Here is a 24,248-nt window from a genome sequence, read left to right on the forward strand (position 1 = left end):
TAAATATAAATAACACTAAACTTTAAAATAAAGCTGTAAATTTTAAAGGTCGGGGTATGTGAATAAAGTTTTAAAAATTAATTACACTTGCCCACCCTTTATACTTTTTACATCGTTAAGTCATTTCTAGATTATTTTTCTTTTTTGTTTTAAACTGTTATTTTAGCTGATCACCCATGATTTTTTTTAAAATTTTTATGTACTAACCGCACGCAGAGCAGAATTTAAAATATATGCTGATTGATAATTACAATTTAAATTATATAAAAAAACTTATTCAGCGTGCGTTAAATAAACTATATCTCAGTTATAACTACATCTGCAGAAATACCATGTTTGCCTTTTAAAGATTGATAAGCTGCAGATGCACCTGTAGGCACATATATAGTTTTTAAAATAGTACCTTTAAAAGTATTATCTCCATTTATTGAAGGAGGATTAGCTGACAAAAATGTTATGCTTGTTAATGACTCACAGGTAGAAAAAACAAGATCTCCAATGCTTATAACATTAGCAGGTATTGTAATAGTTGTTAATTTTCTACAATATCCAAAAGCAGAGTCCCCTATAGTTGTTAATTTTGGATTTGCACCTTCAAACACAATACTTTCAGCACCGCTGCATGCATAAAAAGCTAAATCCTCTATAGAGGTAACAGACTCTGGTATAGTTATAGTTTTTAATCCAGAACAGCTAGCAAAAGCAGATTTAGGTATAACACTTAAATTTTTAGATAATTTCATGCTTTGTAATTGCCTGCATGCCTCAAATGCCTCTTTTCCTATACTTGTTACAGAATCAGGCATATCAATACTTTCTATAGCAGAAATTTCAAAAGCATAATCATTTATAGTTTTTAATCCATTAGGTAAATTAATATTTTTTACTTTTGTATTATAAAAAATACTGCCTCCTATTTCTATTAAACTTTTAGGCATATTTACTTCTGTCAAAACTTTGCAATTAAAGAATACTTCGTTTCCCAAAATAGCTATATAATCAGGAAGAATAACTTTTGCTATATTATAATTGTCAAGAGAAGTATTTACTAATATATAATCAGGAAGTTTATTATTTTGAAATTGCACATTTTCAAATGACACTATTATATCTTTAATGTCTTTAATCTCATTTATTATAGTACCAAGAGTGCTAGATTTATCATAATATTTTGTAGAAGTACCTTTAAATATTACTTTATATTCGCCTTTATCATTATAATATTTTTCTAATGATTCCCTTATATTTTTAGCAGTAGCAGTGTCTATTTCTATACCATATTTATTTAATTCTTCTTCAGTTATTGGTGGTTCAGTGGTATTTCCGTTATTATCAATATTATTAGGAGATGTTACTGATCCTCTGCATGATAAAAAAATCATAAAAGCTAAAATTATTAATATTATTTTTCTCATATTTAACCCTTATTATTTAATTATAACAAATAATAAATTTATTTTAAAAAATATTAATATATATCATATTATTTTAATCTGATAAAAACTGAATTAGTTATTGAAAATAAAATTTATAATATTAAGTATTAAATAATTGATTATATAACCATTCCAAATCCATAATCTTTTAATATATTAATGCTTTTTTCTGAAAATAAATAATTAATAAAATCTCTTGCCTCTTTTTCTTTCAAAGATTTTTTAAGTACAGCAATACTATAAACTATATCTGTATGAGTTTTAGGCTCAGCAGCTATTTGTAAATCATTATTATTATTAAGTATAGCTTCTGTTATATAAACTATTCCGCAGTCTATTTTATCATTTTTTACCAAATCAATTACTTCTTTAGTATCCTTACCATATATAATTTTATCTGAAATCATATCATATATATCAAATTTTTTTAATATTTCCTCTGTATATTGTCCTATAGAAGAGGTCATTGATTCTCCAACGGCTATCTTCGTTACATAATCATTAGTTAAATCCCAAAAAGAGTCAAGATATATATTTGAATTTTTTGGCACAACTAATACTATATCATTTTTAAGTACATTTGTTATACTATCATTATATAATAAATCTATACTTTTTAATATATTCATTTCTCTAGCAGAGGCTGAAAAATATAAATCAGAATAAGCTCCGGATTGTATCTGTTTTCTTAACCTTCCAGATGAATCAAATGTACAGCCTATTCTTTTACCTGTTTCTTTTTCATAATTAGTGCATATTTCAATTAATGGATTCATTAAGCTAGCAGAAGCAAATATAATAATATCATCTTTTTCTTCTTTATTTTTCAAACATGAGAATAAAAATATTGATATAACAATAAAGTATAAAATTACTTTTAATTTATTTGTTTTCATAAATATTTCCAATATATGATGTACAAATTTATTTTTTAATTATATATAATTTATAGAATTAGTCTATATTTGTATGAGATTTTTTCATATTAAAGTTATAAAAACAGAATTTGTTTTAAGATATATCAAAATAAATAATAGAATTTTGTAAATATTATGGTGGAAGCGGGGACATATGTATAGCTATTTATTGTTAGATATTCATACTTCTGTAGATTTACTTCCATATCCCCCATCTTCCAGAATCATATTATCATGCATATTTACCTCCAAAAAAGATAAAGAGAACTTTAAATTTAAAGGAAGCGAGCCACATAATATGGAACATATAATAATAAATAGCATGAACATCTATTTTTATTATAATAATAAGATAAAACAGATTTACTTTATTTAAGTAAAATGAATCATATATGCTTTATAATCCACTCATACCTTTTTTTTAGCTCTCTTTCTTCGCCTATATCTACAGGTTCATAATATTCTTTTTTTATGCCATGCTCTAAATAATCCTGCTTTACTATATGATAAGGATAATCATGAGGATATTTATATTCTTCATTACTTTTTTTATCGAATGTTGCTGAATGATTATCTCTTAAATAGTTCGGAATGGAATATAATTCTCCGTTTCTTATATCTCTAATAGCTTTATTTATGGCATTGTAAGCGGAATTTGATTTAGGACATAATGCTAAATAAATAGTAACCTCAGCTAAAGGTATTCTTCCTTCAGGCATACCTATAAAGTCAACAATGCTCAGAAGAGAAGAAGCAATATTCATAGCATTAGGCTCGGCAAGCCCTATATCTTCAGAAGCTAATATACATAAACGTCTTGCTATATACCTAGGGTCTTCTCCAGATTCAAGCATTCTAGCCAAATAGTAAATGGCAGCATTAGGATCGCTTCCTCTTACACTCTTTATAAATGCACTTATAGTGTTGTAATGCTCATCTTCATCGAAAGTTATAGACTGCTTGCTTGTAACATCTCTTACAATTTCTTCTGTAATAGTGAGTTTTTCTTTAGTTTCGTCGATTTGAGTTGCCAAGTATGATGCTTCAAGATATGTGAAAGCCTTTCTTACATCGCCATGAGAATAACGTACTATTAAATTAACAGCCTCGTCTTCAACAGCCACATCATCTTCACCGAGTCCTCTTTTATCTGTAATAGCTTTTAATACAGCTTCCCTTATATCATTATCATCAAGATTCCTAAACTCAAAAAGCATTATACGAGAAAGAAGGGCATTATTAAGATAGAAATAAGGATTTAATGTTGTGCTTCCTATAAGTATAACAGATCCGTTTTCAACTGCAGGAAGTAAAGCATCTTGCTGACTCTTATTGAATCTATGTATCTCATCTATAAATAGTATAGTCTTTTTTCTGTTTTCTAAATTCTTTTCGGCTTTTTTTATAGCTTCTCTTATTTCAGAAACATTTGAAAGTACAGCATTGAGTTTTATATATTCGCTTTTAGTTTTTTTAGCTATAATTGATGCAACAGTTGATTTTCCTACTCCAGGAGGGCCAAAGAAAACCATAGACGTAATTTTATCATTATCTATCATTTTCCTTAGAGTTTTATTTTTGTCTAATATATGATGCTGACCAAAAACTTCTTCTATAGTGAGAGGACGCATTCTTTCAGCCATAGGTCTGAAATTATTAATGTCCTCTTCAAAATCAAACATTGAGTTTTTCAATATGTTCCTCTACAAGCGGTATATAATTCATAATATTTTCTATTCTTTCTTTGATTTCGTATTCAAGCAAATCGGCTATTGATATATAATCCTCATTAGCAAAAGCATCTAAAACATTATTCATCATTTCATTAAAATCGTTTATAGCATCTGTAAGAGTTACAGAATTTAAAGAAATTTGAGAATAATCTATTGAATAAATAGAAGCCACATTTGAAAGTATGCTGAATGCATAACTTACTATACGTGAGAATTTCTCCGCATATATAAAAGCCTCTTTATCATTTCCTGATTGAAGTTTATTAACTATAGAATCAAGTATATCCAATATTAGAGGAAGAAATTTAGGAAGACTTCCTACTTTATATAAAGCATTACTTCCAGTGATATTTCCCGCAAAAAGGAATATTGTATTTATTTTAGCTTCTTCTATTACTGTGTACATAGTAGGAAGCATTTTTTCAGTTAAGAAAGGCTTAAACTCATTATTAAAAAACTCATTGAATTTATCTATATTATCTGATGCATTGTTAAATTTTTCTAACTTCACTTCAAGCATTTTTAATATATGAATGATTCCATAAGAATCCAAACTCATATTAAAAAGGAATATAGTTCTAGGTATAGAATCTAATACCCAATACATACCGTCTTTCAAATCTTCTATATCTTTAGCAGTAACTGAAACAGTATTTGATACTTTTTCTATATACTCAACAATAGACATAATAGAATACAAAGAATATTCTGCCTGACTTAATGCTTCAACTTCTATTTTCTGTATATTTTCTACCGGTATAGTTTCATATTCTTCATCTATATAAGGCTGCATTTCTTTATTATCTATAATGATTTTATTTATTAAAAAGTCATTAGAATTGCACCATTCTTCTATGGGTTTTAATACTTCATAAGCATTAGTTTCATTTTCAAGCATTACTGATAATTCTTTGCCGTTAATAAAAATATTCATAATTTTCGCACCATAATTTATATTTAAAAATTCTATATCATCGATAATATTCGGATTTTATCAATCATTAATGATTACTTTTTAATTATTAATTAAATTAAAAATATCTAAATTTTTTTTAGAAAAAATGTAAAAATATAAAAAAATTTATTGACTATGTAAAAATAATTATTAAATTCAAAGCGTTGATAATTTTTTCATAAAATATATGGAGTATATGGATGAGTAAATTTAATAGTTTGGCGGTAAAAGTTCCTGTAATTCTTTGTATTGTTACCACTATATTGATAACAGTAATGCTTATTATTTCGCTTACAATAGCAGAAAACGGAATATCTAAAAGCAGATTCGAAGGTTTTGAAACAACAGTAATGGGTTATGCTTCAGTATTTGATGCTTGGTTTAGAACTCAATCTTATATACTTGAAACTTATGCCTCTGTTCCAATAATAGTAGAACAGGTGTCTAATCCTAATGAAAATAGTTTAACAACATTAACTTCAACTTTAAGAACATTCAGAGAAAAAAATGCCTGTGCTATACATGTAGGAATAGTTGATAGAAATGGTATTATAATAGCAGACAGCGATTACCCTAAATGGATAGGAACTAAATTCACAGACAGAAACATAAATGTTTGGAATAAACTTCATAATAAAGAATATGGATATGGCAGCGTAAGCTATGGAAATGGTCTTGCTCCTTCAGTAGTTAATGGTGAATTATCATTTATTTTTGCTGCTCCTATAAAATATGAGAATAGAGAAATAGGTTATTTATATACTGTTTTTAACTGGAAAGAATTTTATAAAAATTATATAGAAGGCATAAAATTAGGAGATACAGGCGGACTAGATGTAATAGGTCCTAACATGAAAGTTCTTATGAATACTGATTATAATAAAGTTAATACAGATGCTCCTCAAGTTTATAAAGAAGTATTTGATAAAAAATTATCAAAAGGAGTTGTTGAATATACTGCTAATAATCATAAGATGATGGGGTCATATACAAAAATGAAATATGTACCTTGGATAACTTCTATGACTATGACTTCAGAAGAAATATTCGCTGAAAGCAGAAAAGCTATATTAAGCGGAATAGTTTTGGGAATTATTACAATAGTAGCAATAGCAATATTCATTAATATATTTATAAGGTCTATAACAAAACCTTTATCTTTAGTAGTAGATGAAGCTCAAAAGATAGAAAGAGGCGATTTAACAGAATTCACAGGAAAAATAAAACCTAGAAAAGATGAAATTGGAATACTGGCAGATAGCTTTGCTAATATGAGACATAAATTAGTTGAAACTATAAAAGAAGTTAATGATGCTTCTATATGTATAATGAATGCTTCAGAAAAATTAGCTAAAGGTAATATGGAATTATCAAGAAGAACAGAAGCTCAGTCAGCTAGTTTGCAGCAGACAGCAGCTTCTATGGAACAGATGGCTTCTACTATAAAATCATCTACTGAATACTCTATAACAGGAAATAATATGATGATATCTTCAAAATCTTCTATAGATGAAGCAGGTGATATCATTATACAAACTACAAAAAATATAGAAGAAGTATATGATGCTAGTACAAAAATAAAAAATATTACTAAAATAATAGAAGATATAGCATTCCAAACTAATATATTAGCATTGAATGCATCTGTAGAAGCAGCAAGAGCTGGAGATCAGGGAAAAGGTTTTGCTGTTGTAGCAAGCGAGGTAAGAAATCTTGCTCAAACTACTCAGTCATCAGTAAAAGATATCACAGACTTAGTAGAAAATGCTTATGATAAAATTAATAAAGCAACTGAAACAGCTCATCATTCTCAGGAAATATTTGCAGATTTAAGATCAAAAATCGATGAAACTGCTAATATAATGAGAGGAATAAGTTCAGCGGCAGTGGAACAGCAGTCAGGCGTGGAGCAGGTTAATAGAGCGGTATCCGAAATGGACGGAGCCACTCAAATGAATAATGCTTTAGTTAATGATGCAGAAAATGCTTCAAAAGACTTAGTTGCTCAGGCCAATTCATTACAGCAAGCTATGAAGTTTTTCAAACTATAAATAATAAATAATTAAAAAAGCACATATATAAAAATATATGTGCTTTTTTGTTTATAAATTATTTTCTATTATTTTCATCAATATAAAATAAAGTTCTATATCTTTCTTTTTATAATAATAATGCATAGTATTTAATATACTCTCAGATGTATAGCTGAATAATTCATCTATATCATCTATTATCTTTTTGGCATATTCTATTTCTGAATCATTTATAATATCAAAATTTGTTATAATATTTCTTACTGTCGTTATTTTATCAGAATTATCAAAATTATCTTTTACAGCATTATTAATAATATTTTTATATGATAAAAAATTATCTTTATTGAAATCATTAAAATCTATATAACTTTTTTTTTCTGTATTAGATGAATATAAATTGTATAAATCATTCTTTTCTATATCTTGAAACAAAAGATTAATAAAATGATCAATATCAGTTTTTTTAGAATAAATTTCTTCGTTATTTGATATTTCTTCCTTTTGATAAATATTTTCTGTTTCATTATAAACAATTATATTTTCAAGATCATTATACTTTTTTGAATACCTATTATCATATATATTTATATTCTTTATAAGTTTTTTATATTTAGTCATATAATTATTATATTTTTCTTTTTTTCCTGCTTTTAAATACAATTCAGATATTAATTTATAGGCATCTGCATCATCATCTTTAAGTTCTATAGATCTTTTCAAATTAAATAAAGCTTTTTTATAATTACCCAATCTAAAATAACAATCTCCAAGCCATAATAAAACTAAATAATTTTCTTCATTATTATCATTTAAATTTAAAGACTTTTCAAAATATTTTACTGCATCTTCGTATTCACTGTCCACATAATTGATATAGCCTATCCAATAATATGCTAAATAGTTATTTTCATTACTATATTTTTCATTTATTTCTATAGATTCAAGTAAATAATGCACAGCATTTTTATAGCTTTCAAGCTTTGCATAGCAAATACCAAGATATAAATAATTTAAATATTCATCATTTTGAGAATCTGTAAGTTTAATAAAGCAATCAAGCTCCTCATCAATATCATTATTATCCAAAGCAATATTTCTTGCTTTTTCAAAACATTCATTTGATAAATCATTTTCATCTATAACTTTATACAGTAATCCCAAGGCAAACCAATTATCAAAATCATTATCTTTTAATTTCACAGATTCACTTAAATGCTCCAGGGCTTTATCATATACCTGCATTATAAAATATGTATTACCTAAATAATATCTGCTTAAATAATCATTATCCTTTAAATTTACAGATTTATTTAAATACATAATAGCTTTATCATAATTTTTTAATTGAATATGACAATACCCTATATATCCGTATACTAAATAATCTTCTGAACCTAAAGACATAGACAAATACATTAAGGCTGTATTATAATCATTATCATTTACTGCTATTTTAGAATATGTTATTCCAAGCCATAAAGTGTAATATTTATTGTTATTATCCAGATTGTAGGCTTCTTTAAAATATTCTAATGCCTCTTTATATACTCTCAAAGAATAGTAGCATCTTCCTATATAATATTTATATATAGCTTTATTGGTACTGAATTTTTCTAATGAAGAAGCCTTTATAAAATGCATCATAGATATATCATATTTTTTTAATCTATAACAGCAATATCCAGCTTTAAACATTGCCTCTATATTATTAGGATTTATTAATAAAATATCATTGCATAAGGAAAATGCATTATTATAGTTCTTATTTTTTATATGTTCATCTACTTCATGCAGATATTTATTAATATTTTCCATAAGCTCCTTTTACACTATTAGTGATATATTATAAATCATATTTAATAAATTTGAAACTACTTGTAAATAATTATATACACATTATTATAAAAAATTGTTTTATTTTAATATATATAAAAATAGTTGTTTTTATAGCTTAAAAACAATAATAATATACAAAAAATTTTTGAAAAAAGGATAATTAAATGTATAATATAAACTTTGATATACAAAGCACTAAAGAAAATTATTTTGAAAGTGAAACTACTGCATATATTAATCCTCCTAAAAAAATCCCTTTCTTTTTAAAACTGCCTATGTGGATAGCAAAAAAGAAAGTTAAAAAAGATTTACTCCTTCCAAAGATTTTAGCTTGGAATCCTAAAACTGCAATAAGTTCTGGGATAATGGAAGCCTTAATAACTCATGATGATAAAGAAGTACATAAAAGACTTTTAAAACTCATAAGGATACAGATTTCAATAGATGTAGCATGTCCGTTTTGTATAGACATGAACAGCTTTGAATATGATAAAGAAAATGTAACTGATGAAGAAATAAAATATTTACAAAATAAAGATATAGATTCCTGCCCTACTCTATCAAACAAAGAGAAAACAGCTTTAAAATATATTTCAGCCATAACAAAAACGCCTGTAATAATATCCGAAGAATTAATCACAGAAATAAAAAAAGAGTATTCAGAGCGTGCCATATTAATACTAGCTTCCACTGCTGCACAGGTTAATTATTGGGCAAGGCTTATAAGAGGGTTAGGAGTTCCTACTGCTGGGTTTACTAATATATGTAAGATTAATAAATAAAGCATAAAAATATTGACTGCAAATTAGAAATTTACTATACTTAACATATTATATAAAAGGTTTTTATATATGAGTATTCATGTAAATATATTAACTCTAAAAGAATTATTAGAAAAACAATTGGTTATTCCTGAATACCAAAGATTTTATGTATGGGATAAAGAAAATGTTGATGATCTTTTAAATGACTTAAAAGATTTTTTCCTAAATAATGAGAATGAAGAATATTATTTAGGAACAGTAATTCTTCATAATGATAAAACAAATAAAAAATACAATATTATAGATGGTCAGCAGCGTATCTTAACTTTATTAATAATACTATATGTTTTTGAACAACAAGAATATAATATTGAAGGAAAATTTAATAATAAAATAACCATGCAAAACATAAGAAATAATTATAAATATGTAAAAGAATATTTAGATAATAATCAAAATAATAAAATTACTTTACTAAACAATATTATATTTACAGAAATAGAAACTGACTCAGAAGATGAGGCTTTTATATTTTTTGATACGCAAAATGGGAGAGGCGTTACATTAGATGCAATAGATTATTTGAAATCATATCATTTAAGAGCTATAAAAGATGATGATTATAGAGATATTATTGCTGAAGATTGGGATCAAAATAATAGATATAACAAAAATAAAAAACATAATAATTTAAATATTTTATTTAACGAAATACTATGGAAAGCTAGAAGATGGACAGGACGCAATATACATTATGAAAATATAAAAGAAATAAAAAGAGAATTTGAAAAAAATACTAAACATAATGATAATGATCAATGTTTATATTATACAAATATTGAAAATATTATGTATATTGATAAAAATATTACTAAAGATATTAATTCCTTAGTATTTAATATTCAAGAAAAAAACATTAAAATTAAAGATAAAAAATATTATCCATTTAAAATACGTCAGCCAATTATGGAAGGTATTAACTTTTTTCTATATACAAATAAATATAATGAGATATATAAATATTTATTTTACAATGATGAAATATCAGATGAATATGAAATTAAAAAATTTAATAAATTATATACAGATATATATAAAACAAATATAAGTAAATATTTAAAATCTTTATTTGAACTGCTTTGTGTTGTTTATTATGATAAATATGGAGAAAAAGATTTATTTAAATTCGCTTTATATTGCGATTATTTAATAGGAAATTATCGTATATTAAAAGCTAGAATATCAAAAGAAACTATAATTAAAATATTAAAATTTGACATAGAAGAAAAAGAAACAGATAATTTATTAGATATTATACAGATGTCATTTGAGGCAGATGAAATTATAAAATTCATAGACAAAATCACTCCTAAAATAAAAGAAAATATAGATATAAAAAAATCAGGAGTAATTTCTAAATATATTATCAGCTATTCAAATTTTATTAAAGATAAAGGTATAGATATAAACATAACATGGATGAAAGATAAAAAAAATATAAAATATAAAATGAATAAATTAAAAGATAGAAAAAATAGTATATTAGAAATAATTTCCAAAGGACAATGATATGAGTAATCAAGTTGCAGCAGATACATTTAGTTTAAATAAAATAATAGATGAAGAAATGTATTTTAGTATACCAAATTATCAAAGAAACTATGTATGGAAAGAAGAGCAAATAAGAAAACTTTTAGAAGATATAGAAAATGCCATTATAAATAATAATAATGAATATTATATAGGTTCATTAATTGTATTTTATAGAAAAGATGACAATAGATATGACTTGGTAGACGGACAGCAGCGTTTTACTACAATATGCTTACTTTTAATTCAGATAAAAAAAATTATTGATAACAATGAATTTGTATTAAAGTTTTTAGATAAAAATAAAAAAGAAAGATTAATTTTTAGAGCTAGGAAATTTGCTAACCTTTTTAATGAAGAAAATCAAAACTCAGATTTTTATATAGCAAATAAAGAAATAAATCATTTTCTGAATAGGATTAATTCTGATAAAAGCATAATAACATTAAATAGTTTTATAGAATATATTGCTAAAAATTTAACTTTTGTAATTAATAAAATGCCAAATAAAAATCAGATGTATATAAATAAATTATTTGAAACATTTAATAATAGAGGTAGACAATTAAAACAGCATGAAATATTAAAATCTTATTTGCTGTCAAAAGTAAAAAATAGGAATATCTATTCTATAATATGGGAATCATGTTCCATAATGGATAACTATATTGAAAAAAATTTAAAAGATATATTAAAATTAGATAATAAAACACTGCAAACATTAGTTAATGCTAATGACAGAGGAAAGGCTGATGAGAAAGATGTAGGCGTATCAGAAAATATTGAAGAATATTTGAAATCTATAATAAAGGAAACAGAAAATCAAGATAATTTAAAAAGTAAAAGAGGACTTGATTTTTATGACATTTTAAATTTAAAAAGGAATTCTGATTTTGAAGATTTAGATAATCAATTTGAAAATGATTTATATAATGATTCAGAAAGTAATTATGAAGCACCAAAGATAAGAAGTATAATAAGTTTTCCAATGCTTTTATTACATACTTTAAGAATTTTTTTAATAGAAAATAAAATAGCAAAAACAGTAGATGTAAAAGAAAAAGAGCTCATCAATATATTCAAACATATTTTTGATGATGATAATATATCTAAAAAGACATCCTATTTTTTTAAGCTTTTATGGAAAATAAGAGTTCTATTTGATAAATATGTTATTAAATTTGTGTCAGATAATGAAGATGGAGAAGTATTATCTATATGTAATATTATTTATAGAAAAAATAGTAGGAGTATAGAAAGAAGGATAGATAAAAATAATAAAGCTTTATCTATGCTTCAAAGTATATTATACTACACTCAGGAATCAATAACGCAGTATTGGCTTACTCCTTTTTTATATCAATGTATAAAAATGAATGATGCAAATGAGTTATATGAATATTTAAAAAGAATGGATAATATATTAAATTTTTATGAAATTGAAACATCAAAAACTTTAAGTGAAAAAACTATTGAAATATCCGCTATTGATGATATATATAGTTATTACCATAACAATCCCGTAAATATAGTAGAGAAATTAGAAGCGGAATTACAAAATTTAAATTATTACGGATGCAGTAGGTATTGGTTTTATAAATTAGAATTTATTTTATGGTATAATTATTATAATAATATAGATTCTAATATTTTTAATCAAAATGATGAAAATATTAATAAAAAAATAAAAGAGATATTAAATAAATTTAGAATTACTTCTAAAAATTCTATAGAACATGTATATCCTCAAAATGATACACAAGTATCAAACAATTATAAATGGTCTGATGAAACAAAAGAAGAATGTTTAAATAGTTTTGGAAATTTAGTTCTTATTAGTGGAAGTTTAAATTCAGAATTAAATAATAAATCATATAAATTTGCTATATTAGAAGATAAACTTGAAAAAGGAGATGTACAGTCATTAAAATCATTATTGATATTAAAAAACAATAAATGGGATGAAAATGCATGTAAGGAACATTTAAACAAAGTTATCGAATTATATAAAGAGTATTATGAAAAATATACAAAATGATGAACATAGAAGTTAAAGTAACAGCGGGAGCTAAATCCAACAGTTTTAAATTTGAGAATGGGGCCTATTCCATTCGCATTATGGCTAAGGCTATAGACGGCAAAGCTAATAAGGCTATAATTGATTTTTTGGCTGATGAGCTTAATATCAAAAAAAGAGATATTGAAATATTAAAGGGTGAGAAAAACAGCAAAAAACTTATCTCTATTAATATCAATGATGATGATTTAAAAAAGTATTTTAATAAATAAAAAATTGCATTTTAATGTTGACATAATATACATATTCATTGTAAAATAATTACAATAATTGTATACGGGGTTTTTATGTACAATACAAAGATGGAAAATCTTTTAAATGAAGTTTCATACAGACTTAATAATGAAGATTATCATCAGACTCTTGAAATATTAGATGTTATATTAAAAAAAGTTCCTAAAAATTATAGAGCAAATCTATATAAAGGACAGGTATGCGTTGAGCTTAAAGAGTATGAAGATGCTGTAAGATATTTTGAAGAAGCTAAAAAAGTAGATATAAAAACTTTTAAATCTTATAATCTTCTTGGTATAAGTTATCATGCTATAAAACAGTATGACAAAGCTATAGAATGTTTCAATGAAACTTTAAAAATCACCCCTAATTCTTTTAAAGCATATAATCTGCTTGGAATAAGTTATTTTGAAAAAAAAGATTATACTAATGCTATAGAAAATTTTAATAAAGCTATAGAAATTAATCCTAAATATGATAAGGCCTTTAATAATTTAGCTTTATTCTATTATAAAAATAAAAAATATAATGAAGCAATAGAATTTTTTGAACATTCAAAATCTTTAGATGAAAGAGTTTTTAAAGCTTATGATATGCTTGGAATGAGCTATTATAATATTAATAATTATGAAAAGGCAATAGAATGCTTTACTAAATTCCTTCAGTATAATGGTAAGTCATGCAAAATAGCTAATACTTTAGGAGCAGTATACTCATTCTTAAAAGATTATGATAATGCAATAAAATATTTCAATATAGCTATAGATATTAATCCTAAATATGCTAATGCTTATAATAATTTAGCTTTAGTTTATTTCAATAGAAAGATGTTCGATAAGGCGGCACTTTATTTTGATAAGGCTAAAAAATTAGATATTAATACTTTTACCGATTATAATAAATTAGGAATAAGCTATTATTCTAAAAAATATTATTATGAAGCTATAGAATGTTTTGAAAGAGTGATAGAAAAAAATCCAAATGCTTATAAGGCTTATAACTTTATAGGTATATGCTACTCATCTAATGAAGAATATGATAAAGCTATAAACTACTTCAATAAATCTATAGAAATTAATGACAGATATTATAAGGCTTATAATAATTTGGCACTAGCCTATTATAATTTAAAAGATTATAATAATGCAATAGAGAATTTCAATAAAGCAATAGATATCAATAATAATAATGCAGATTCATATAACGGAATAGGTTTATCATACTACAATTTAGGAGAAAAAGAAAAATCATTAATTTATTTAAACAGGGCATTAGAGCTTAATCCTTCTTACAGCAATTCTTACGAAATATTATTTAATATATATTTTGATTTAGAAGAATATGATAATGCTTTGAGTATTGCAGATAGAATTATAGAAGCAAATCCTAATTCATTTAAACATTATGATAAATTACTTTCAATATGTTTTGATAATAAAGATTATAATAAAGTTATAGAATATGCATTAAGAACTGATAAAAGAGATGATGATATTTATAATATGCTGGCTCAGTCATACTATAGAATAAAAGATTATGATAATGCCTCTATATATTATAATAAATTAATAGAAAATAAAAAATCATCTTTCGAGCTTTATAATAATTTGGCTGTTATATATTATTTGAAAAAAGATTATGATTCACTTATTGATACTTACAATAGATATATAGATAATTTCGATTTAAGAGAAGATAATTTTGCAAGCTACAATATATTTTTATTATCATATACTTTATTGAAAGTAAATATAATAAAATATAATGACTTTTTAGACTTATTTGAAAAATCTTTAAATAAAACTATAGAGTTCCATAATATACATAATAATAATAATTATTGCACTCTATACAAAAATATTAATTATAATACAGACACTCTTAAATTATTATTAGATAAAAAAACAGAAACAGAAAATATATTTAATATTTTAGAAAAAACTATGGAGGCTGGAAAACTAACAGCAATAAAACCTGTTATAGAACATTTTAATAATGATTTCGCTTCATTTAGTTCATCTATTAATAATTTAGATGATAATAATAGCATATGCATAGAGTATGAAGCTTCAGATTCAATTATAATTAAAACAAAAAATTATAGTGAAGCAGAGAATATTTATGGAAAAACGGCTAAGTTTATCACTAAAGAAGATAATATTCATTATGACACTTTACTTTCTATATTCAGCTATAATTCTGGAAATGATGATTACAGAGCAATTTTAAATAACAATAACATAAAAATAAAAAGTATATACTTCCCTAAAAACTTTGATGATTCCAATATAGAAATTATAAGAAGAATAATCAATGATGAAAGTATTAAACTATGCAAAGAAAATAATTAATAATTGAAAATAAATTTATTTTCCCATAAAAATATATACACAAAATTATGTCTAAACGATTGAAAAAAGTTTTTAATATGCTATAATCTGAATATATTAAAAAATAAAAAGGAAGTTATTTTTTAGGGATATAAATATTATGGATGAAATGATTGAAACAAGCGGTGCTCTTTTGGAGAATGAAATTTCAGAAAAGAATTCTGAAAATAATGCAGATACTCAGGCGGTAAATACTGAAAATAAAAACGCTTTAGAGATAGACGATTCTATACTTGCAAATGAAGAAGAACTTGAAAAGATTATGGAAGCTATCATATATGTTGAGGGCAATGTTCCAATAAGCAGATTAAGAACACTCTTCAAATGCGAAAATTCTGATATAAGAACTCATATAGAAAATATTAATAATAGATACAGAAATGCTAAAAGTGCTATAGAGATACTTGAAGTAGGAGATTCTATACTTATGACTATAATACCTTCTACATTCGGTACTTTATCAGCAATATATGACAAAAAAAGAAAGAAAAAAATATCAAAAGCAATGCTTCAGACTCTTTCTATAATAGCATATAAACAGCCTTTAACTAAAGCTGAGATTGATGATATAAGACAAAGCGACAGCGGTTATCATTTAAGAGCTTTAATGGAAGATGGTTTCATTGCTTGGAAAGGAAGAAAGGATTATTTAGATAAAAGACAAACTTATGGTACTACTGATAAATTCTTAATGCATTTTGGTATAAATAGTTTAGATGATCTTCCAAAATTAAGAGAGCTTAAAGATTTGGAATTCAATAAAGATGAATAATCAATAAAATAGAAAATAATTGAGAATAAAATATTAATAAATGATTAGGCTTTGCTTTATAAGAGTGAAGCCTTTATTTTTGTATTTTTTAATAAAATTTATTCAACGCACGATGAGCTGATTTTTATTTATCATTAATATTATAATTCAAATATATCTTATATTTAAAATATTATTCTGAGTGCGGTAAGTACACTATAAATTAAAAAAATACTGGGTGGGAAGATATAAATCTAATTAAGCAACAAGAAAATATAAAGTAAAAATTACAAATTAAAGTTATAAGCCTATAGGGCGGAAAATGTAATTAAAAATTTAAATACACTGTCAATTAAAAAATTTTATATACTAATCATTATTTCTGCCAAAAGATACACCTATATAAAACATAAATGATAAAGAAGATAATTGATAATTCTTTATTAAAGTTTTATCAATTATTTTTATATTATCAGTATTATAGGGCATTGAAAAATCATAAAGTATATAAGCTCCGTATAAAAAAGCTAATTTTTCGGTGATATAAGAAAGTCCGTCAAAGTTTATTTTTACATAAGGAGATACAGGAACTTTATATATTGTTTTTATAGTATCAAAATTCCAACTTTTTTTATCCTGATACATTAAAGAGCCTTCAAAAAATCCTTCTTTTTTATCTTTATCAATTTGAGCATATAAAGGTATTTTTATTCCAGCACCTATTCCTAATGAAAAATTATTAAAATTGATTTTAGGATTAAAGCCAATTAAAATATTATGAAATGTTAAAGTTTCTGTAACTTTAAAATAATTATATGAATCAGCATAAGGATATTCATAAGTTATAATATTAGCATTTAAATAATATCCCAATTCAAAAAGAAAACTTATAGAGCTTATAGATATATTTTTATTCAATACCAAATTATAACCAAGCTGAGTAATTACTCCAAACTCTCCTCCCAAATTTCCTTTTATACTTTCATAAGTATGACTAGAACGATTTAATGTTATAGACGCAAAACTCCCATTGATACCAAAAGGGATAAATGCATTTACTTCAAATTTAGCAAATAAAGTTATATTCACAATTAAAAAAATAATTACTGCTTTCATATTATTGTTAAATAAAAATTGTTCGCTTAAAATCTATAGTAAATAAATTTCTATAAGCCTATAATTTTATAGTTATTGCTAATAAAAATTGTTCACTTATAACCATATGGCATTCGAGGCTAACAATTTTTATTTAATCCTCCTTAATTATTTAATTTAAAAAATTATTCTGCATCTTTATCAAAATTAATAAACTGGTATTATACCATTTGCCTGAAGCGAAGAATATATAAGTATTGTAAGGATAACAACTTTATAATTATAATTTTCTTTATCTGATAAATAGCTGTAAGTTTTAATGCTGTTCATTAAGCTGTCTAAATCTGTTCCCAAATCTATTATTACAGTATTACTTCCATTAACTTGTTTGTCAAAAGTTAATGTTAATTGACTACCGTTTATACTTACATTATTAATTCTAAAATTACCTGTTAACCAAATATCTCTATAAGAAGCATAAAGTATATAGTCTATATTTTTATAATCATTTCCGTTAAAATTTATAGTAAATAGATCATTTTTTATATATAAATCGTATGATGTACTAGTACCCAATTCTAAACACCATATATTTGTAAAATCATCGGAAAAATCTTTTAATTTAAATTGCATTGTAGAAGTTACATTTTGGGAAATATATCCATTTTCTACATACTGAACTTCAACATCTCTTTCATTAGAGTCTAGTATTTTTACATTACTGCAAGAAGTCATAAAGAGCATTAAAAAAGCTATTAATAATATATTTTTAATCATAAAAAACCTTAAAATATATATTTTTTTATATTATAAAATAATAAAATACTGACATTATGTAATTTATATACTATTTCAGCAAATAATGCAAAATAAATGAATATAATAAAAAAGATATTATTAATATAATTTTTTGCTAGTATAAATAGTATTATAAACCAAACTTACTATAAAAGTTTTTTAATTATTAGTTTAATTATATAAAAATAACTTATTAAAATATACCTTTACAATATACTATTTTTAATATATCATCTTTAGTAATTATAAAACAATCAATAAAATAGAGAGAAATCCTAATGAATAATAATAAATACGATGTTATAGTAGTAGGTGCAGGACATGCCGGAATAGAAGCAGCACTATCATCTGCAAGACTAGGAATGAAAACTCTAATTATATCTATTAATTTGGATACTATAGGACAAATGTCATGCAATCCTTCCATAGGAGGAGTAGCTAAGGGTACAATAGTTAAAGAGATTGATGCACTCGGCGGAGAGATGGGAATTTTAATAGATAAAACTATGATGCAGTTTAGAATGCTTAACAGAAGTAAAGGTAAAGCTGTATGGGCACCAAGAGCTCAAGCAGATAAATATGCATATAAAGAAGAAGCAGCTAAAACATTATATGCACAAAATAATCTCACACTTCATCAAGATATAGTAACAGAAATAATTACAGAAAATAATGTACTTAAAGGTATTAGAACAGAAAGAGGCAGAGAGTATGAATGCCAAGCAGTTATACTAACAACAGGAACATTTTTAAACGGACTTATTCATATAGGTCAATATCAAAAACAAGCTGGAAGAATCGGAGAGCTGCCTGCAATAGGATTATCTGATAGTTTAAGAAGTTTAGGACTTGAGGTTGGAAGATTAAAAACAGGAACACCAGCAAGAGTTGATTATTATTCTATTAACTTTGATATATTAGAAATGCAGAAAGGTGATGATGAAATAACACCATTCTCTTTTTTAGATGAAAGAATTGATATAATTCAGGAGCCTTGCTATATAACTTATACAGACGCAAATATTCATAAAATCATTCAGGATAATATACATTTGTCTCCAATGTACAGCGGAGTTATAACAGGTATAGGTCCAAGATACTGCCCAAGCATTGAGGATAAGGTTGTAAGATTTGCAGATAAACCAAGACATCAATTACATTTAGAGAGAGAAAGCTACAGAACTAATGAAGTTTATATAAACGGATTTTCTTCAAGTTTGCCGGAAGAAGTACAAATAAAAATGATAAGATCATTGAAAGGACTTGAGGAAGTAAGAATATTAAAACCAGCTTATGCAGTAGAATATGATTATGTGAACCCTATAGAATTAAAGCCTACACTTGAAACTAAAAAAATAGAAGGCTTATTTCTAGCAGGACAAATTAACGGCACAAGCGGATACGAAGAAGCTGCATGTCAGGGACTTATGGCAGGAATAAATGCAAGTTTAAAAATTAAAAAAGAAGCTCCATTAATATTAAAAAGAAGCGACGGATATATAGGCGTTTTAATCGATGATTTAACAACTAAAGGAACTAAAGAGCCTCATAGAATGTTCACTTCACAGGCAGAACATAGAATGCTTTTAAGACAAGATAATGCCGATGAAAGATTAACAGAACTTTCTTATAATATAGGGCTTGCAAGCAAAGAAAGACTAGACAAGGTAAGAGATAAAAAACAGAAAACTCAAATACTTGTGGAATATTTAAATAAACGCACGCTCACACAAAAGGAAACAGAAGATTTAGGATTCACAAAAGAGGCTAAAGAGTACCGTACTATGAGTTTGGCCTCTATAATAAAGCGTCCTGAATGCGGTATTGAAATGCTTAAACATTTAATAGACGGCGATTATAATAAAAATGTTTTGGAGAATGCAGAAATTGCTATTAAATATGAAGGCTATATTGCAAGATATTTAAATGAAATAAAAGACATTGAAAAATACGAAAACATGCTTATACCTGAAGATTTTGACTACTCTACTTTAAAAAGCGTTAAGATTGATGCTATTAATAAATTGAAACAGTACAAGCCTTATAATATATCACAGGCTTTGAGAATACCTGAAGTAGATAAATCAGTTGTGCATATACTAATACTTGCACTTACTAATAAGAAAAAATAATTTATTATATTGTCATGCTATTTTATTAATTATGAAAACATGTATATTATACTAAATAAATATATATTGAAAAATTTAATATTGTTATTACTATTTTCATGATTTTTTATATAGTAAAATATAATTATAAAGAACAATTACGAGAAAAACTTATATATTTTTATTCATTATTTTCATGTTCATTGTTTCATACAGTAATAAAATAATTAATTTCAATGTAAATAATTTTAACACTGGAAAAGTAATATATGTTTGGCTTAATGAATGTCTTTTAGAATCTACATCTCATATATTTTCTAAATAGATTAGCGATTCAATACTTAAATCACTAAAATCAAGTTCAATATTATTCTTTATACTCTTGGTAGTTTAAATATCAAATAGGATGTAGTGATAGTAATATATTTGTAAGACCTATGGATTAGGCAAGTTATACACCTGTATTAATGTTTATGAAATAGATTTATACTAAAACAGGAGAAAACTTTAATATTTATAAAGAAATAGCACATTCTGATTCTTCATTAAAAAGTGAACAAAGACTTATGAATATTTTATCAAAATATGGTTTTGGAAATGATATGAATACTGTTTTGCTTGATTGGATAGAAGGAGTAAATAAATGTGAAGTTCAATGAATAACGATAGCCTTATAGATCCAACTGATCGAAACTTTAATATTAATTGAAAATACCTTTATTGCCTAAGTCATTAGTAGTTTATAGCACTGCTAATAATAATGCAAGAGTGATTGCTTCAGCAGCATAGATTGTAGATCTTACTTTAAATAAAGCTACTAACTTTAACTCTTCTATTAAATATCAAAGGTATAGTTTAACATACAGAACATTTCATATAGATAAAGTAATTGATTAATGAGATATATACATAATAAAAAATAAAATCGAATTGTTATTATAAATGGCAGTCTGATTTTTTATAGTAAAAAAATAATATAATAATTAAAATTTTATTAATTAACATAATATTTTTTAATTGACAAAACCTTATATATATAATAGTATATTTAAAATAAATATTTAACTTTTTTAATTATATAAAGGTTGTAAATAATTATGTTGTATCAAATTTTTTACCCACTAAGAGAATCATTTTTTGGTTTTAACCTATTTAGATATATTACATTCAGAACTGCAGGTGCTGTAGCTACTGCATTGATATTAGTACTTTTATTCGCCCCTAATATCATAGAGAAATTAAGGAAATTAAATTTCGGACAAGTAGTAAGAGATGATGGCCCTGAAACACATTTAGTAAAAACAGGTACACCTACTATGGGAGGTATATTTATAGTAGGAAGCATATTGATCAGCGTACTATTATGGGCTGAATTAGATAATTTAAAAATAATACTCCTCACTTTATCATTGGTAATACTTTCAATAGCAGGTTTCTTAGATGATTTTCTAAAAATAAAATATAAAAACTCAAAAGGGCTACCTGGAAAATACAAAATATTTTTTCAAACTTTTGTAGGAATTATAATAGGGGTTTATTTATACTATTTTGATAAATCAACTTTTTTAATGACATTTGAACTAAATCAAGGCATAGGAGTATTGGAAGCTGTAAAAGTGGCTCAAGTTCCTTCTTCAACAATATTCCTTCCATTTGCAAGTACAATATATATAGACTTAAAAATCTTATATATACCATTTGCTACATTTGTAGTAGTGAGTATGAGTAATGCTGTAAATTTAACTGATGGACTTGACGGACTTGCTATAGGACTTTTAATAATAATGTCTATGGCTTTGGCTGTTCTCTCTTATGTATCAGGAAACTCATTAATAGCAACTTATTTAAAAATACCTTTCATATCAGATGCAGGAGAGGTTACAGTTTTTGTAGGTGCTTTAATAGGTGCAGGTTTAGGATTCTTATGGTTTAATGCTCACCCTGCTCAGGTATTTATGGGGGATGTTGGAAGTTTATCTTTAGGCGGAGTTTTGGGGATTATAGCCTTATTCATAAAACATGAATTGCTTCTTGTTATAATAGGTGCCGTTTATGTGGCAGAGGCTTTAAGTGTAGTTTTACAAGTATTTTCTTATAAATTCTTTAATAAAAAACGTATATTCAAAATGGCTCCTTTACATCACCATTTTGAGAAATCGGGCTGGAAAGAAACTCAGGTGGTATTTAGATTCTATATTATAGGAATAATAATGGCTCTTATTGGTATAGCTACACTTAAAATAAGATAATTATATATAATTAAAACATAGCGATTGGCAATTTGTTTTAGACTAACATAACAATAAAACAAAAATTATTCCGAACTAGGATAAATATTTTAAATAACAAATAAATATTTTTTTATCAATAACATAAAAATTTTGACTGTTTTTCAAATTAACCGAAATCGGACAAACATTTTGAAAAACTATGTAATAATTTTTTATTAAATAATTTGATTTATTTTTAATAATTGTTATATTTATAATACGGGTAGGGTGTAAATATAATTTAGGAAAAATAATTATGGAAGGAAAATTAATAGTATTAGAAGGTATTGATGGTTCAGGAAAATCAAGCATTGGTATGATGCTCACTGATGCTTTGAATAGTATTGGAATAAAATCCATATATACTTTTGAACCGACTCATGCTTATTATGGTTCTAAATTAAGAGAAAGTATGCTCTCTAAAGATTTAAAACCTGAAGAGGAATTATCATTATTTATAGCCGATAGAAAAGAACATATAAAACATATGATAAGACCTGCTATTAATGACGGATATGTAATAGTATTAGACAGATATATGTATTCATCTATAGCATATCAGGGTGCTAAAGGAATTGATAAAGAATACATATACAATCTGCATAAAGATTTTATATTAGAAGCTGATTTAGTATTTATATTACATCTTAATATAGAAACTGCTTTAAACAGAATCATGGAAAAAAGAGGATTCGTAGATAGATTTGAAAACAAGCATTATTTAGAAGAGGTTGATAAAATATTCTCATCTTTTAATGCGCCATACATACATCATATAGATGCATCTAGAGATCAAAAATCAATCTGCGATGAAATTTTAAATACTATAAAAGAATCTAAAATACTTCCTCTAGATTCTCTTCTATAAAATCTGATACTATTTGATTATTGGCAGTTTTTGTATAAGAAGTATTTCCTATAGATTTCTTGTCTAAATTTTTTATATCCAATGCTAGTATATAAATATCATTTTTTTTAGTACCGTCTTTTGCAGTATAAATATTTTGTCTTAATTCTCCGCTTACAAGTACATGTCTTCCTTTAAATAAACTAACTGCTGCCTTATCAGCATTATATCCCCAAGTAACTAAATCAAAGAAATATACTTCCTTTTGCAAAGTTCCGTTTGTATAATAGAATTTGTTATTAGCTATAGAAAATTTGCATAGAGATTTTCCGCTTTTAGTTTTCATATAAGTTGGATCTTTTGTTAATCTTCCTTCTATTACTATAATATTAGCATTTCCTGACATAT

Annotated in this window: 19 protein-coding genes; 11 read left to right on the top strand and 8 right to left on the bottom strand. The window is 25.0% G+C overall.

Going from position 1 to position 24,248, the window contains the following annotated elements:
• Window positions 1-296 precede the first annotated feature (296 nt).
• Window positions 297-1,415, bottom strand: coding sequence for a leucine-rich repeat domain-containing protein (locus BRSU_RS11900; RefSeq protein ID WP_048595724.1), 1,119 nt, complete (start codon window positions 1,413-1,415; stop codon window positions 297-299).
• A gap of 140 nt (window positions 1,416-1,555) precedes the next feature.
• On the bottom strand, window positions 1,556-2,332 hold the full coding sequence (gene modA / locus BRSU_RS11905; RefSeq protein WP_048595726.1) for a molybdate ABC transporter substrate-binding protein: 777 nt from the start codon (window positions 2,330-2,332) through the stop codon (window positions 1,556-1,558).
• Between the two features lie 175 nt (window positions 2,333-2,507).
• Here modA and BRSU_RS14515 point away from each other — a divergent pair, with 175 nt between their 5' ends.
• Complete coding sequence (locus tag BRSU_RS14515) at window positions 2,508-2,729, top strand: hypothetical protein (protein ID WP_157031490.1); 222 nt, start codon at window positions 2,508-2,510, stop codon at window positions 2,727-2,729.
• A gap of 10 nt (window positions 2,730-2,739) precedes the next feature.
• On the opposite strand, the gene BRSU_RS11910 is transcribed toward BRSU_RS14515, so the two are convergent.
• Both BRSU_RS11910 and BRSU_RS11915 read right to left on the bottom strand, forming a co-directional pair.
• On the bottom strand, window positions 2,740-4,035 hold the full coding sequence (locus tag BRSU_RS11910; protein ID WP_048595727.1) for an AAA family ATPase: 1,296 nt from the start codon (window positions 4,033-4,035) through the stop codon (window positions 2,740-2,742).
• Window positions 4,028-5,020, bottom strand: a complete 993-nt coding sequence (locus BRSU_RS11915; RefSeq protein ID WP_048595730.1) for a hypothetical protein — start codon at window positions 5,018-5,020, stop codon at window positions 4,028-4,030. Before BRSU_RS11915 ends, BRSU_RS11910 begins: the two co-directional genes overlap by 8 nt.
• 221 nt (window positions 5,021-5,241) lie before the next feature.
• Between BRSU_RS11915 and BRSU_RS11920 the strand changes: the two genes are divergently transcribed.
• Window positions 5,242-7,092, top strand: coding sequence for a methyl-accepting chemotaxis protein (locus tag BRSU_RS11920; protein ID WP_048595731.1), 1,851 nt, complete (start codon window positions 5,242-5,244; stop codon window positions 7,090-7,092).
• 51 nt (window positions 7,093-7,143) lie between these two features.
• Here BRSU_RS11920 and BRSU_RS11925 read toward each other — a convergent pair whose 3' ends face one another.
• The gene (locus tag BRSU_RS11925; protein WP_048595733.1) at window positions 7,144-8,892 is read right to left on the bottom strand and encodes a tetratricopeptide repeat protein; all 1,749 of its coding nucleotides are present in this window, start codon (window positions 8,890-8,892) and stop codon (window positions 7,144-7,146) included.
• A 185-nt stretch (window positions 8,893-9,077) separates the two neighbouring features.
• On the opposite strand from BRSU_RS11925, the gene BRSU_RS11930 reads away from it, so the two are divergent.
• The 6 genes from BRSU_RS11930 to scpB all read left to right on the top strand — a co-directional run bounded on the left by BRSU_RS11930 (window position 9,078) and on the right by scpB (window position 16,740).
• A complete protein-coding gene (locus BRSU_RS11930; RefSeq protein ID WP_048595735.1) occupies window positions 9,078-9,695 on the top strand; it encodes a carboxymuconolactone decarboxylase family protein in 618 nt (205 codons plus the stop codon).
• Between the two features lie 69 nt (window positions 9,696-9,764).
• A complete protein-coding gene (locus BRSU_RS11935) occupies window positions 9,765-11,246 on the top strand; it encodes a DUF262 domain-containing protein (RefSeq protein WP_048595737.1) in 1,482 nt (493 codons plus the stop codon).
• 1 nt (window position 11,247) lies between these two features.
• Entirely contained in the window at window positions 11,248-13,305 is a 2,058-nt protein-coding gene (locus BRSU_RS11940; protein WP_083997912.1) for a DUF262 domain-containing protein, read from the top strand.
• Window positions 13,305-13,556 carry a DUF167 domain-containing protein gene (locus BRSU_RS11945; protein ID WP_425339094.1) on the top strand — a complete coding sequence of 84 codons (252 nt, stop codon included), beginning with the start codon at window positions 13,305-13,307 and terminating at the stop codon, window positions 13,554-13,556. Before BRSU_RS11940 ends, BRSU_RS11945 begins: the two co-directional genes overlap by 1 nt.
• A 75-nt stretch (window positions 13,557-13,631) precedes the next feature.
• Window positions 13,632-15,929 (top strand): tetratricopeptide repeat protein, encoded by a 2,298-nt coding sequence (locus tag BRSU_RS11950; RefSeq protein WP_048595744.1) that lies wholly within the window; start codon window positions 13,632-13,634, stop codon window positions 15,927-15,929.
• 139 nt (window positions 15,930-16,068) lie between these two features.
• Window positions 16,069-16,740, top strand: a complete 672-nt coding sequence (scpB, locus tag BRSU_RS11955; RefSeq protein ID WP_048595745.1) for an SMC-Scp complex subunit ScpB — start codon at window positions 16,069-16,071, stop codon at window positions 16,738-16,740.
• A gap of 348 nt (window positions 16,741-17,088) precedes the next feature.
• Here the strand turns inward: scpB and BRSU_RS11960 are convergent, their stop codons facing one another.
• Window positions 17,089-17,808, bottom strand: a complete 720-nt coding sequence (locus tag BRSU_RS11960; protein ID WP_245158100.1) for a hypothetical protein — start codon at window positions 17,806-17,808, stop codon at window positions 17,089-17,091.
• Between the two features lie 213 nt (window positions 17,809-18,021).
• Window positions 18,022-18,591 carry a hypothetical protein gene (locus BRSU_RS11965; protein WP_048595749.1) on the bottom strand — a complete coding sequence of 190 codons (570 nt, stop codon included), beginning with the start codon at window positions 18,589-18,591 and terminating at the stop codon, window positions 18,022-18,024.
• 299 nt (window positions 18,592-18,890) lie between these two features.
• Between BRSU_RS11965 and mnmG the strand changes: the two genes are divergently transcribed.
• The 3 genes from mnmG (at window position 18,891) to tmk (ending at window position 23,861) form a co-directional block, all read left to right on the top strand.
• The gene (gene mnmG / locus BRSU_RS11970) at window positions 18,891-20,744 is read left to right on the top strand and encodes a tRNA uridine-5-carboxymethylaminomethyl(34) synthesis enzyme MnmG (protein ID WP_048595751.1); all 1,854 of its coding nucleotides are present in this window, start codon (window positions 18,891-18,893) and stop codon (window positions 20,742-20,744) included.
• 1,076 nt (window positions 20,745-21,820) lie between these two features.
• Entirely contained in the window at window positions 21,821-22,972 is a 1,152-nt protein-coding gene (gene mraY, locus BRSU_RS11975; RefSeq protein ID WP_048595752.1) for a phospho-N-acetylmuramoyl-pentapeptide-transferase, read from the top strand.
• 277 nt (window positions 22,973-23,249) lie between these two features.
• Entirely contained in the window at window positions 23,250-23,861 is a 612-nt protein-coding gene (gene tmk, locus BRSU_RS11980; protein WP_048595753.1) for a dTMP kinase, read from the top strand.
• On the opposite strand, the gene BRSU_RS11985 is transcribed toward tmk, so the two are convergent.
• Entirely contained in the window at window positions 23,830-24,246 is a 417-nt protein-coding gene (locus tag BRSU_RS11985) for a single-stranded DNA-binding protein (RefSeq protein WP_048595754.1), read from the bottom strand. The two genes, tmk and BRSU_RS11985, sit on opposite strands and share 32 nt — an antisense overlap.
• Window positions 24,247-24,248 lie beyond the last annotated feature (2 nt).

The sequence above is a fragment of the Brachyspira suanatina genome (assembly GCF_001049755.1).
Taxonomy (GTDB): domain Bacteria; phylum Spirochaetota; class Brachyspiria; order Brachyspirales; family Brachyspiraceae; genus Brachyspira; species Brachyspira suanatina.